Raw genomic sequence first — 14,016 nt, 5'->3', positions numbered from 1 at the left:
TCAGGAGTCTTCTTCGAGGTGGCGGGCGATCGCTTCGGGGGTCCGCAGGGTGAACAGATCGCGGATGGTGATGACAGGACCGTACTCGCGGCGGAGCAGCCCGATCAGCCGTACCGCCAGCATGGAGTGCCCGCCGAGGGAGACGAAGTCGCTGACCGCGCTCACCTCGTCGTCGTCGAGGTCGAGCGCCTCGGCGAAGAAGGCGCAGACCACGGCCTCGGTCTCGGTGTCCGGGCCGCGCTCACCGGCCGTGGTCAGCGCCCCGAGCGGCCTGGCCTCGGGCAGTGCCTTGGTGTCGGCCTTCCCGTTCACGGTCAGCGGGATGCCGTCGACCTGGGCGAAGTGCGTCGGGCGCAGGAAGTCCGGCAGCCCGGCGCCCGCCTCGGCGGCGACCTGTGCGAGGTCGGCGGAGTCCGCCAGGACGAGGTAGGCGGCCAGCCGGTACGCGCCGTCGACCCCGGGGTCGGGCTGGGCCACGGCGGCGACGAAGCGGACCGCCGGGTGGGCCGCGAACACGGCCTCGACCTCGCCCGGTTCGACCCGGTGGCCGCGGATCTTGACCTGCTGGTCGGTGCGGCCGAGATAGGCGATGTTCCCGTCGGGCCGGCGGATCACCAGGTCCCCGGTGCGGTACATGCGTGTCCCGGGTGCGCCGAAGGGGCAGGCGACGAAGCGGTGCGCGGTCTGGGCGCTCCGCCCGAGGTAGCCGCGGGCGATGCCGATGCCCGCCACGTACAGTTCGCCGGGTACCCCGTCGGGCGACGGCCGCAGCCACGGGTCCAGGACGTACACGTCGGTGTTGTCGATCGCCACTCCGACGACCGGGTCCTGGCATTCGAAGGTGCCGACTCCGAGGGTGTTGATGGTGTACTCGGTGGGTCCGTACAGGTTGTAGCCGACCGTGCCCTCGGTCTCCGCGAGCAGCTGCCACAGCGTCGGGGTGACGGCCTCCCCGCCCAGCAGCACCAGTGCGGGCCGCCGCTCGGGGTCCTCCAGCAGCCCTTCGGCCACCAGCTGCTGGGCGTAGGTGGGCGTCACGTTGACGACGTCGATGCCGTGCCCGACGCAGTACTCCACCAGCCGTGGTGCGTCCCGGCGCAACTCCTCGTCGCAGATGTGCACTTCGTGGCCGTCGGCGAGCCACAGCAGCTCCTCCCACGACATGTCGAACGCGAAGGACACGGTGTGCGCGATGCGGAAGACCCGGTGGTCGTGCTCGGCGAGGACCGGCTCGAAGATACGGCGCTGATGGTTGATCAGCATGTTGGTGAGCCCGGCGTACTCGGTCACCACGCCCTTCGGCTTTCCGGTCGATCCGGAGGTGTAGATCGTGTACGCGGGGTGGCGCAGGCGGTCCGGGTCGTCCGGCGCGAACGTCGTGTACGGCTCCGCCTCCGGCAACGGCCGGTCCAGTTCGATGAGTTCGCCGTCCAGCCGGGGCGCCACCGCGCTCACGGTGAGGATGACCCCGGGCCGGGCGTCCGCCACGATCGCGGCGATCCGCTCGTCGGGGTGATCGAGTTCCAGCGGCACATAGGCGGCTCCGACGCGCAGCACCGCGAACAGGGCGGCGATCCAGTCGGGGGAACGCGGGATCGCCAGGCCCACGGTCGCCCCGGGGCCGATGCCCCGCCGGGCGAGGACGCCCGCGACGGCCCGGCTGCGGTCCCGCAGCTCGGCGAAGGTCATGGTCGCGCCCTCGGCGACGAGTGCGACGCGTTGCGGATCGCGGTCGGCCGCGAGGTCGAAGCGGTCGACGACGGTGTCGGTGCCGATCTCGGTCCGCACGGCGGGCTCGGGGTCCGGCGCCGGGCCGCGCAGCGCGCCCACCGGGCCGGTCGCCGTCGCCACGTCCTCGAGGACGCGCAGGTAGTCGTCGAGGAGGCGGCGGGCGCTGTCGGGGTCGCCGTGGCGGTGCTCCAGCTTGACCGTGAGCCGGTCGCCGGGCGTGACGACCCAGGTGTAGGGGTAGTGGGTGGAGTCGTCGGCCCGCACGGAGGTGATGCCGTGGCGGGTGTTCATCTCGGCGAAGGCGTCCGGGTCCAGGAAGTTCTGGAGCACGAACAGATTGTCGAACAGGGTGTCGTGTCCGCCGGCCCGCTGGATCTCGCCGAGCCCCAGGTGCTCGTGGTCCATCGCCGCCACCCGCGCCGCCTGTACGCCCGACAGATACGCGCCGACCGACTCGTCGGGCCGGGCCCGCGTCCACATCGGCACGGTGTTGAGCAGGACGCCGACGATACCGCCGTGCCCTTCGCCCTCGCGGCCCGAGACGGTGACGCCGAAGACGGCGTCGCCGCGGCCCGTACGGGCTCCGAGGAAGAGGCCGAAGGCGCCGGTCAGCACGGAGTTCAGCGTGACACCCCGCTCCCGCGCCGTTTCGCGCAGCAGTTGCGACAGTTCGGCCGACAGGGTGTGCGTGAGGGGCCGCGGCAGCTCCTCCATGAGGTCGGGGGCCGGTCCGGCGAGCAGCGTCGGCCCCGGCAGGCCCGCCAGGTGTTCCGCCCAGAAGCGCTCGGCGGCGGCGGAGTCCTTGGCCGCGAGCGTCCGGGCGTACTCCTCGAAACCGGGCACGGCGGGCGTCGCGTCCCACGGCCGGCCGGCGAGGACGTCCTCGTACGCGTCGAACAGGTCGCGCAGCAGGATCTCGCGGGACCAGCCGTCCCAGAGCAGCAGGTGGTAGCTGAGCAGCAGGCCGTCGTGTCCGGCGGGGAGCCGCACCACGGTCATCCTCACGAGCGGCGGCTCCCCCGGGTCGAAGCCGCGCTCGCGGTCCCGGGCGCGCAGGGCTTCGACCTCGGCGTCGGTGGCCAGGCCGACGGTGCGGACGGGGACCCGTCGGCCCGCCTTGAGGACCTGGACCGGGTTTCCGTCGTCGTCGGTGGTGAAGCCCGCGCCGACGACGGGGTGGCGGGCGATGACGTACGCCATCGCCTCGGCCAGCGCGTCGGCGTCCAGACGCCGGTCGAAGGTGAACCAGCTCTGTGCGACGTAGTGCCCGGCCGTGCCGGACGCGTCCGGGGCGGCCGTCCCCGTGCTCGCCAGCTGGGCCTGGAAGAACAGCCCTCGTTGGAGCGGGGTGACCGGTGCCGTGCGCTCGGCCGTCGTGGCCGCGTCCGCGAGCTGTTCCAGGGCCGCCAGCCAGTGTCCGGCGATCGCGTCGGGTATGCCCTCGGCGAGGGTGAAGGCCGCGTGGAGCGAGCCGGTGGCCTCGTCGGTCCAGGCGTTGACCTCGACGGCGTACGGGCTGCTGTCGGGGTCGCCGCCGGTGATCCGGGGTGCGTCCGATTCGGCGCCCCGGCCCAGGTAGTTGAACAGGACCTGTGGCCGGGCGGTCAGCAACGGTGCCGTCTGCGGGTTGAGGTACCTGAGCCGGCCGTAGGCGACGTGCCCGTCCTCGTCCGGCTGGCGTTCGGCGATCTCGCGCGCGGCGGCCACGGGATCGGTGTGGGCGGTGAGGCGTACGGGGGCGATGGAGGTGAACCAGCCCACGGTCCGGGAGTAGTCGTGGTGCTCCGCGGCCGGGACCCGGCCGTGCCGTTCCAGTTCGACGGCGAGGTCGGCGGGGGCGGGCTGGATGCGGGTCAACGCGGCGCGCAGGGCCCCGCACAGCAGCTCGGTGAGGCCGAGGCCGAGTGCGGCGGGAGCATCGCGGGTCACCCGGTCGCTCGCCCCGGGCGGCAGGACGGCCGTCCTCTCGCGGAGGCCCCGGACCGTGGGGAGCAGGGCCGGGGCCCGGAGGGTGGTGATCCAGTGACCGAGGCCGTCGGCGGACTCGGCGGACCGTACGGCCAGTGCCTCCGCGTACGCCGCGTAGGAGGTGGTCGGCGGTGGCAGGGCCGCCCCGCTCAGGGCCGTGGCCAGGTCGTCGAGGAGGATCAGCCAGGACACCGCGTCCACGGCGAGGTGGTGGGCGGTGACGACCAGGGTGCGGCTCGCCGCGAGCCAGGAGAACGCGATGACGTCCCCGGTCCGGGGGTCGAGCCGCCCGGCCGCTTCGTTCGCCGCGGCCGTCGCGTCGGAGGCGCTCTCCTCGACGACTGCGACGCGGGCGGGCTCGGTGCGCAGGGCCCAGACGCCGCGCTCGACGCTCAGGCGCAGGCGCAGGGCCGGGTGTGCGGCCAGGACGGCGCCGGCCGCGCGGCGGATGTCGGCGAGGCCGGCGCCTTCGGCGACGGTGAGTGTCCTGGCCTGGGCGAACCGGGCGAGCGGGGCGCCCAGCTCCCGCTGGCGCAGGATGATCGGAGTGAGGGGCAGGGGGCCGTCCTCGCGGCGGGAGGGCGTCGGCTCCGGCGTGCCCGGGAGGCGTGTCGCGAGGTGCCCGGCGAGGGCTCGCGGCGTCTTGAACAGGAAGACGTCCCGGGGCGCGATCGGCAGGCCGAGTGCCCGGGCCCGGTTGATCACCGTGATGGCGACGATGCTGTCCCCGCCCGCGCCGAAGAAGTCGGTGTCGGCGTCCACGGTCACACCGGGCAGGGTCTCGGCGAAGATGCCGGTCAGGGCGTCGAGCGGGGAGCCGCCGGCGGCCCGCTCGGGCCCCCGTGCGGCGTCCCGCTGTGCGGCGCGCTCGGTGAGGGCCTGGCGGTCCAGCTTGCCGTTGACCGTCAGGGGCAGCGCGTCGACCGGCAGCACCAGGCCCGGGACCATGTGTGCGGGGAGCTTGGCGGAGAGCCGGGCGGTGAAGTCGGCGGGCGTCGTGCCGACGACATGGGCGACGAGGTGGTCGCCGCTCGCCGCCACGGTGACGGCCGCGTCCGCGACCCCGTCCAGCTCCCTTATCGCGGACTCGACTTCGCCCGGTTCGATGCGGAAGCCCTTGAGCTGCACCTGGTCGTCGGCGCGGCCGGCGAACTCCAGCTCACCGTCGAGCGTCCGGCGGGCGAGGTCGCCCGTGTGGTACATCCGGGAGCCGTCGGCCGCGAACGGGTCCGCCACGAACCGTCCGGCCGTGAGCCCGGGCCGGCCCAGGTAGCCGAGGGACACCTGGTCGCCCGCGACGTAGATGGCGCCCACCCGGCCCGGCGGCACCGGCCGCAGCCGGTCGTCGAGCAGGTGGACGGTCAGGCCGGGGACCGGAGTGCCGATGGGCCCGGCGCTGTCGCCGCGGGCGAAGTCGTCGTCCGTCAGCACCCGGTGGGCGACGTGGACGGTGGTCTCGGTGATGCCGTACATGTTGACCAGTTCGGGCGTCGCGGTGCCGTGCCGCTCGACCCAGCCGCGCAGCCGCCCGAGGTCGAGCGCCTCCCCGCCGAAGATGATGCGGCGCAGCGCCGTGACCGGCCGGTCGGCGTGCAGGTCGGCCTCGACGAACCGGTGGAAGGCGGACGGGGTCTGGTTGAGCACGGTCACACCGCGTTCCCGGACCAGCCGGTGGAAGTCGACCGGTGAGCGGGTCAGCCCGTAGTCGGGTACCACGAGTTCGCCGCCGTGCGCCAGGGCGCCCCACAGCTCCCAGACGGCGAAGTCGAAGGAGAAGGAGTGGAACTGGACCCAGACGTCGTCCGGGCCGAAGCCCATGTCCGGCCGGGTGTTGGCGAGGAGCGTCGCCACGGCGGAGTGCGGGACGACGACTCCCTTGGGCCGGCCGGTGGAGCCGGAGGTGTAGATCACGTAGGCGGGGTCCGCCGGGCGGGCGACGGGGAGGTCGGTGTCCAGCGGGTGTTCGTCGCCCTGGACGAGCACCCGTGCCGCCACTCCCGCCCGGTCCAGCAGGCGGGCGAAGCGGTCGCGCTGTTCCCGGTCCACGAGGAGGACCTGCGGGGCGGCGTCGGCGAGGATGTACTCCAGCCGCTCGTCCGGGTAGGCGGGGTCCAGCGGTACGTACGCGCCCGCGGCGGTGACGACGGCGACCAGGGCGACGACCTGCTCCAGGGAGCGCGGTACGGCGACGGCCACCCGCTGTCCGGGGCCGACCCCCGCCGCGCGCAGTGCGGCAGCCAACGTGTGCTTCGCGTCGGAGAGTTCGCCGTAGGTGAGGGAGCGGGCGCGGCCGTCCAGCGCGCACTGGGTGACGGCGGTGGCCGCCGGGTCGCGGTGCGCGGCGGCGTCGAACAGCCCGCCCAGGGTCGAGGACTCCGTCGCCGCCGGGGCCGTGCCGGCGGCGGGGAGCAGCGCGTCGACCGGGGCGTCCGGGCGGCCGAGCAGTTCGGTGAGGGTCCGGGTGAACGTGTGCAGGATCGCCTCGGCGCTCGCCGGGCGCAGAAGTCCGCCGTCGTGGATCAGGGTGAAGCGTAGGCGGCCGTCCTCGGCGCGCTCGACCACGAGCGTCAACGGGTAGTGCGGGGCGCCCTCGTTGACGATGCCGGTGATCGTTAGGGTGTCGTCCGGTCCCCGCAGGGCGTCCACGTCGGTGGCGACGTCGAACACCACCAGGGTGTCGAAGAGGGGGCCGGTGCCGTTCTGCCGGCCGATGCGCGCCAGGGAGACGTGCTGGTGCTCCAGCACCGTCTCCTGGTGCCGCCGCACGGCGTCGAGCAGCTCGCGCGCGGTACCGTCCGGGGACCAGCGAACACGCACCGGCACGGTGTTGATGAAGAGGCCCACCATGTCGCCGATGCCCGGAACCGGGGCGTCGCGTCCGGACACGGTGGAGCCGAAGACGACGTCCCTGCGGTGCAGGAGACCGGCCAGGGTCACCGCCCACGCGCTGTGCACGGCCACGCTCAGGGACACGCCCGCCGAGCGTGCGGCCACGTCGATGTCGTCCGCGGGTTCGGCCGAGACGTCGGCGAACCGTTCGGAGGGGATGTGGCCCTCGGCGACCAGGGAGGGGCCGGGCAGTTCCGCGAGTTCCTCGCGCCACACCCGGTCGCTCTCGTCCTGGTCGCGTCCGGCGAGCCAGTCCAGGTAGTCGCGGTAGCCGCCGAGCGGGTACACGGACCCCGGCGCGTGGTACTCGGCCAGCAGTGTGCGGAGCATCGGCGGCACCGACCAGCCGTCCGCGATGATGTGGTGCACGGTCTGCACGAGGACGGTGCGGCCTTCGCCGGCGCGGACGAGCGTGTAGCGCGTCAGGGGCCCGGTGGCGAGGTCGAATCCGGCCCGGCGGTCCCGCTCGGCGAGGTCGCGGATGTCCTCGTCGGTGAGGGAGGGGTCGTCCAGGGTGGTGAAGGGCGCGCTCCTGCCGCTCTCGACGACGGAGACGACGCGTCCGTCCGCGAGGGCCGTGAACCGGGCGGCCAGGCTGGGACAGAGTGTCAGCAGCCGGGTCGCCGCGGCAGCGAGCCGGTCGGGGTCCACGTCGCCGTCCAGCGTCAGCAGCTGCTGCTCGACGTAGCTGCCGGTGGCGTCGCCGTCGAAGACGGAGTGGAAGTAGAGGCCCTCCTGCAGCGGGGTCAGCGGCAGGATGTCGCGCAGCGCCGGCCCGTCCAGGGCGTCGACGTCGGCCTGGGTCAGCGGCACGAGGGGGAAGTCGCTGGGCGTGTGCCCGCCCTCTTCGAGCGCGGCGAGTGCGGTCAGGGCCGAGCGGAAGCAGTCGCCGAGGATGGTGATGTCCTCCTCGGTGAACACCCCTTCGGGCCAGGAGATGGTGGTGACCAGTTCGTAGGAGCCGCCGGCGCCCGGTTCGGCGATCGCGTTGAACTCCAGGGCGCGCGGCAGCCTCATCCGCGGGTCGCGCTTCTCGCCCAACTGCCCTGTCGTCCCGGCGAGCTTCCAGTCGCCCGGGCCGCCGGCGTCGAAGCGGCCGAGGTAGTTGAAGAGCACCTGGGGCGCGGGGCCGTCGGCCGTTCCGTCGCCGGTCAGGTAGCGCAGGGCGCCGTAGGAGAGACCGTTGCCCGGTACGCGGGCGAGGTCCTCCTTGACCGCCTTGAGGGCGGCGGCGAGGTAATCGGGCGCGGTGAGGTCGGTCGCCGGGCCGGGGTCGACGGTGACCGGGAAGAGGGTGGTGAACCAGCCCACGGTGCGCGAGAGTTCGGGTTCGAAGCCGAGGGCGTCCGCCAGGAAGCGGCCCTCGCGGCCGTGTCCCTCCAGCTCGATGTGGGCGAACGTCTGATCCTGTCCCCGGGCCCGTCGCCACCGGGCCAGGGCGACGGCGAGGGCGGTCAGCAGGACGTCGTTGACGCCCGTGTGGAACTTCGCGGGGATCTCGCCGAGCAGCGCGGCCGTGGCCTCGGCTCCGACGGAGACCGTTCGGGTCCGCTCCCGGGCCACGGTGTCGGCCGCGGTGAGGGCGCGCCTGCCGATCGGCGCGTCGGCGGCGGGCAGCGGCGTCGCGTAGTGCGCCCGGTCCGCGTCGAACGGCGCCCGGCCCAGCAGCTGGGTCCAGCGCCTGAAGGACGTGCCGACCGGGGGCAGGTCGACGGGTGCGCCGGCGGCGCGCTGACGCCAGGCGGTGGCCAGGTCGTCCATCAGGATGCGCCAGGACACGCCGTCGATCACCACGTGGTGGGCGACCAGGACCAGTTGCCGGGCCGCACGGCGCCAGACGGCGCGCAGCATGACGCCGTTGTCGGGGTCGAGGGCTTCGGTGGCCAGGGCGACGCACTCCGCCGGCGGGGCGTCGCTCTCCTTCCAGCAGCGGGCGGTCCGCCCGGCCGGCGGGATGTCGAAGCCCCATCGCTCGCCGCGCACCAGCCTGGCTCGCAGCATGTCGTGGCGGTCGAGGACGGCGTCGAGGACGGCGTCGAGGGCGTCGGCGGTAAGCTCCGCCGGGGTGGTGAGGACGACCGACTGCACGAATCCGTCGATCGCGTCGGTGGTCTCGCCGAGCCACCGCAGGATGGGCGACCCCGCGACGGCGCCGGTGCCGACGTCCCCGTGGTCCACGGCGGCGACGGACTCCCGGCTCGCCACCGCCGCCAGGGCCCCCACGACGGTGTGGGTGAAGATCTGGCGTGCGCTCACGTGGAGGCCCACGTCGCGCAGGGCGCCGAGCAGGGAGATCGCCAGGATGCTGTCCCCGCCGAGCTGGAAGAAGTCCTGGTCCACGCCGACCTCGTCCAGCCGCAGTACCGCCGCGACGGCCTCGCACACCAGACGCTCCTTCTCGGTGACGGGCGCCACGACGGCTCCGGCCCCCACCGAGGGCTCCGGGAGCGCGTTCCGGTCGATCTTGCCGTTCGCGGTGAGCGGGAACTCCGTCAGCACGACCAGGTGGGTGGGCACCATGTACGCGACCAGGTGGGCGGCGGCCCACGTCCTGACCTCGTCCGCGCTCAGCTTCGGGGTGTCGCTGGAGGGGATGACGTAGCCGACGAGGTAGGTGCCGCCCGCCGTGTTCTTCTTCGCCACGACACAGGTGTGCCGTACGCCGGGATGCTCCGCGAGGCCGGCCTCGACGTCCTCGATCTCCAGCCGCATGCCGCGGATCTTGATCTGGTTGTCGGCCCGGCCCAGGAAGTCCAGTGATCCGTCCGGGGCGTACCGCGCCAGGTCGCCGGTCCGGTACAGCCGGGACCCGTCCGAGGCGAAGGGGTTGGCCACGAAGCGGGTGGCGGTGAGACCGGGCGCGCCCACGTACCCGCGTCCCAGCAGGAGCCCGCCGACGTACAGTTCGCCGCCGACGCCGACCGGGACGGGGCGCAGTTCGTCGTCGAGGACGTACAGCTGGGTGTTGGGGTTGGCCCGGCCGATCGATGTCGACAGGCGTTCGGCGGCGCCGCGGTAGATGACGTGGGAGACGCCGATGGTCGTCTCGGCGGGGCCGTAGCCGTGGTAGAGCGGGATGTCGAGGCGGTCGCGGAACCGCTCGTACAGCTCCGGGGTGAGCACCTCGCCGCCGCACCAGACGTGGCGCAGGCTGTCGAGGCGGCCGGAGTCGCCCGCGATCTCCAGAAGGACGTCCATCATGGAGGACACGAGGTAGGCGAAGGTGACGCGGTGCTCGGCGATGACGGCGAGGAGGTGGTGCGGGTCGCGTTCGCCGCCGGGTCGCAGGATCACGAGCCTGGCGCCGGTGACCAGCGGCAGGAAGATCTCGTTGACGGAGATGTCGAAGGAGAGCGGGGCCTTGAAGATCGAGGCGTCGTCGTGGCCGAACCGGAGGATCTCGCCGGACTGCCACAGCAGGCGTTCGCTGATCGCCTCGTGCCGGATCATGGCGCCCTTGGGCCGTCCGGTGGAGCCGGATGTGAAGATGACGTAGGCGAGGGAGTTCCCGGGGACGGCCGCGTCGGGAGCGTCCTGGGGGTGCGCGGCGTACTTCCAGTCGCCGAGGTCGACGGCGACGGCGTCCGGCTCTCCGGCCTCCGCCTTGCCGGTGGAGTTGAGCTGCACCACGACCCCGGCGTCCTCGGCGACGACGGCCCGGCGGGCGGCGGGCCACTGGGGGTCGAGGGGGACGAACGCACCCTTGGCCTGGAGCACCGCGAGGAGGCCGACGACCATCTCGGCGGAACGGTCGAGGGAGATCCCGACGAGCTGTTCGGGGCGCAGCCCGCGTTCGATGAGGTGGTGCGCCAACTGGGCGGAGAGCACCGCCGTCTCACGGTAGGTCAGGGCGCGGTGCTCGTCGACGACGGCGACGGCGTCCGGCCGCAGCCGCGCCTGCTCGCGGAACAGCTCCATGATGGTCGGGCGGGCGCGGTCGGCCCGGGTGTCGTTCCACCGGGCGAGGTCCTCGGCCCTGCTCCGGGGGCCGGCCGGGCCGATGGTGCCGACGGGCCGGTCGGGGAAGTCGGCCAGGTCGTCCAGCGTCCGCTGGGCGTCGGCGTGGTCGACGCCGGGCGGCACGGTGATGCCGAGGCCGTCCGCGTCGATCTCCCATCCGGCGGGGCCGCCCGTACCGTTGTCGAGCTGTCCGAGGACGTCGGGGAAGGGCGTGGCGGGAGTGAGGTCCATGCCGTCCGGTCCGGTGCCGGTCGCCCAGTAGGCGAGGCCGACGGCGCACGCCCCGATGATGGTGCGGTCGCTGTGGTCGCCGGTCCGCCGGAGCATGGCGGCCAGCCGGGCGGGCGACAGCAGTACGCGGGTAACGCTCGGTTCCGTCATCGACGTCTCAGCATCCTTCCGAGGTAGGCGAGTCGGCCTGGCCCTGCTCCGGTGTGCTCAACTGCCTTCCCGCCACGCCCGCCACAGCCGGGCGTACTGGCCTTTCAGCTCGACCAGTTCGCGGTGTGTCCCCTCCTCCACCACGCGTCCCGCGGACAGCACGGCGATCCGGTCCGCGGTCATCGCCTGGGTCAGACGGTGGGCCACGAACAGCGTGGTCCGTCCGGAGCAGGCGGCCAGTACCGCGCGTTCCAGTTCCGCGGCGCCCTCGCTTCCGGCCTCCGCGGTCGACTCGTCGAGCACGACGACCGGGGAGCGGCTCAGCACCAGCCGGGCGAGGGCGATCTGGGCGACCTTGGTGGTGTCGAGGCGCTCGCCGCCCTCGCCGACCCCGGTGTTCAGCCCGTCGGGAAGCAGTTCGGCCCATCCTCCGGCGCCGACCGTGCGCAGCGCGTCCCTCAGCTCGTCGTCGCTCGCGTCGGGCGCGGCGAGCCGCAGGTCGTCGGCGAGCGGACCGGAGAACACGTGGGTCTCCTGGGTCAGGATGCTGACCAGGGCTCGCGCCCCGGCCTCGTCGAGGTCCGCGAGGTCGTGCGTCCCGATGCGCACCGACCCGGTCTGCGGCCTCCCGATGCCGGCGATGAGCGCGGCCAAGGTCGATTTGCCGGCGCCGGTGGCCCCGACCAGGGCGAGCGACCCGCCGGCCGGGATGGACAGGGACACCTCCCGCAGCACCGGTTCCTCGGCCCCCGGATAGCTGAAGGTCAGCCCCTCCACCGTGACGGGGTGCGGAGCGACGTCGGCGGGCAGGACGGATCCGTCGCCCACCAGCCGCGCCTCGGAGGGCTCCTGGAACACGCCGACCAGGCGGGTGAGGCTCGCGCCGGACTTCTGCGCCTCGTCGAAGGTGAACATGATGGCGCCCAGCGGGGTGAACAGGCGGTGGAACATCAGCGGGGCGGCCGACACCTCGCCCAGGGTGGCGGCGTCCGCCTCCAGCAGGGCGTAGCCGACGAGCAGGATGAGGACGAGGCCGATGAACTCGGCCCGGTTCTCCCTGCCGACGAAGCGTCCGAAGAAGCGGAACACCTCGACGCCGAGGTCACGCACCCGCCAGGACTCGGCGGTGACCTTCTCGCGTACGGCGTCCTCCAGGCGGTACGCGCGGACGGTGTCGATGCCGTTCAGTCCGCTGATCAGCGCCTGGGCCCGGTCGGCCTGGGCCACCCGCTGCTTCCGGTAGAGGGGGGCCGAACGGGGCAGGTACCAGCGCAGTGCCAGCGCGTAGGCGGGCAGGGCGCAGGCTCCGGCCAGGCCGAGCCGCCAGTCGAGGCCGAACATCCCGATCGTCGCGATGACGACCAGGACGCCCGCCGAGAACACGGTGGGGATGGCCGTCCGGATGCCCTTGGAGATCACGGCCACGTCGTCGCCGACGCGGGAGAGGACGTCGCCCCGGCCGACCTCCTCGACGCGCGTGCTGGGCATCCCCAGCACGGCGCGGACGGCTTCCTCGCGGAGCCGTGCGAGCAGTTCGGCCCCGAGCTTCCCGATCAGGTAGGTGGAGGCCGCGGTGGCCGCCGCGCCGAACAGGGCGGCGGCCACCATCAGTACCCCGACCGTGAGCAGGATCGAGCGCGATTCGCCCCCGACCACCCCGTCGACGACCCGGCCGAGCAGGAGCACCGGGAGCACCTGGAGCGCGGCCCCGGCGACCGTGGTGAGGACGGTGGAGGCCGTCAGCCACGGGGCCCTTCGGCAGTGTCCGGCCACCCAGCGGGCGGCCTCGCCCCCGGTGGCCGTGTGCAGGGTCGTCGGGGTGACGCGTGTGTCGGCGGCGGTCACGGGGAGGCCACATCCCGTCGGGGTACGGGGCGGTGGGTCGTCATCTCTACTCGACCGACGCGACGAGCTCGTCGATCGCGTACGGCAGGGAGAGCAGGGTGCCCTGGGACATGGCCGCCCCGACCGCCGGGCCCTCGCTGTCCAGCAGGTAGGAGACCTGGCCGTTCTTGACGGCGGGCAGGTTGTTGAACAGCTCGGACTTCTTGAGCGCTTCCGTGTCCGCCTTGTCGTTGATGACGAAGATGCGGTCGACGTCGATCAGGTCGATGCGCTCGGGCGAGAGTTCGGTGGAGAAGCCACCGTCCGCGATCTTGTCGATCTCGGTCGAGTAGGTGAAGCCGGTGCCCGTGAGGAGTCTGCCGCGCACGTCGGTGGAGGTGAACGCCGAGATCGAGTCCTTGTACCAGGACACCGCGACCGCGGTCTTGCCGCCGAACTCGGGGTGGGCCTTCTTGGCGGCGTCCAGCTTGCTCTGGATGCCCTTCACCAGTGCGGCGCCCTCCTTCTCCTTGCCGAGCGCCTTGGCGATGTGCACCGCGTTGTCCTGCCACGGGGCGCTGAAGAGTTCCTTCTCGCCCTTGGTGCGGCCCACGGTCGGGGCGATCCGGGAGAGCTTCTCGTAGGCCGCCTCGTCGACCTCGGAGTAGACCGCGATGATGAGGTCGGGGCGCAGGGAGGCGATCTTCTCGTAGTTGGGGCCCGCGTCGCCGTTCTTCATGACGACCTCGGGGCGGGTGTCGCCCCACTGGTCCTTCACCCAGGGCCACTGCGTGTTGATGTCGGGCGTCCGTCCGGCCGGATTCGGGTACTGGTCGACCATGCCGACCGGTTTCACGCCGAACGCGAGGGCGGCCTGGTCGTCGGTGTAGCCGACGGTGACGACCCGCCGGGGGGCCTTGGCGACCTCGGTGGTTCCGAACACGTGCTCCACGGTGACCGGGAAAGCGCCGCCGGCCGCGGCCGGGGCATCGTCGTTCCGCTCGTCCGCCGAGTCGCTACCGCATCCCGCGAGGAGACCGACACCGAGGGCGGCGGCGGACATCGCCGCGGCCAGCCGCCGCCACGGCTTCACGAGCGTCTTTCGATGGAGAGGCATCCGGAATCCCTTGCTGTCGCGCTGTCCACGGCGCCCCGGTACAAGGGCAGCCAGACCGTACCGTGGGCAAGTGAGGTCAGCCTAGCCTAACTTAATAACTTTCCACCTGTCAGTACGAGTTGACCGGCCGAAGGAGCCGACGCGTC

General features: G+C 73.1%; 3 protein-coding genes. All 3 read right to left on the bottom strand.

All coding sequences use genetic code 11. The features are described from left to right. Genes ACIQMU_RS20350 through ACIQMU_RS20340 form a run of 3 tightly spaced genes read right to left on the bottom strand, consistent with a single transcriptional unit; the run spans position 1 to position 13,870 of the window. Positions 1-10,929 (bottom strand): amino acid adenylation domain-containing protein, encoded by a 10,929-nt coding sequence (locus ACIQMU_RS20350; protein ID WP_402689365.1) that lies wholly within the window; start codon positions 10,927-10,929, stop codon positions 1-3. Between the two features lie 57 nt (positions 10,930-10,986). After that, positions 10,987-12,774 carry an ABC transporter ATP-binding protein gene (locus tag ACIQMU_RS20345; protein ID WP_352240840.1) on the bottom strand — a complete coding sequence of 596 codons (1,788 nt, stop codon included), beginning with the start codon at positions 12,772-12,774 and terminating at the stop codon, positions 10,987-10,989. Positions 12,775-12,820: 46 nt separating this feature from the next. Continuing rightward, positions 12,821-13,870 carry an iron-siderophore ABC transporter substrate-binding protein gene (locus ACIQMU_RS20340; protein ID WP_402689364.1) on the bottom strand — a complete coding sequence of 350 codons (1,050 nt, stop codon included), beginning with the start codon at positions 13,868-13,870 and terminating at the stop codon, positions 12,821-12,823. Positions 13,871-14,016: the final 146 nt, after the last annotated feature.

The sequence above is a fragment of the Streptomyces sp. NPDC091649 genome, assembly GCF_044756785.1.
In the GTDB taxonomy this organism is placed as follows: Bacteria; Actinomycetota; Actinomycetes; order Streptomycetales; family Streptomycetaceae; genus Streptomyces.
Note: the sequence above shows the minus strand (reverse complement) of the source record. Positions and strands in the feature narration are given on the sequence as shown.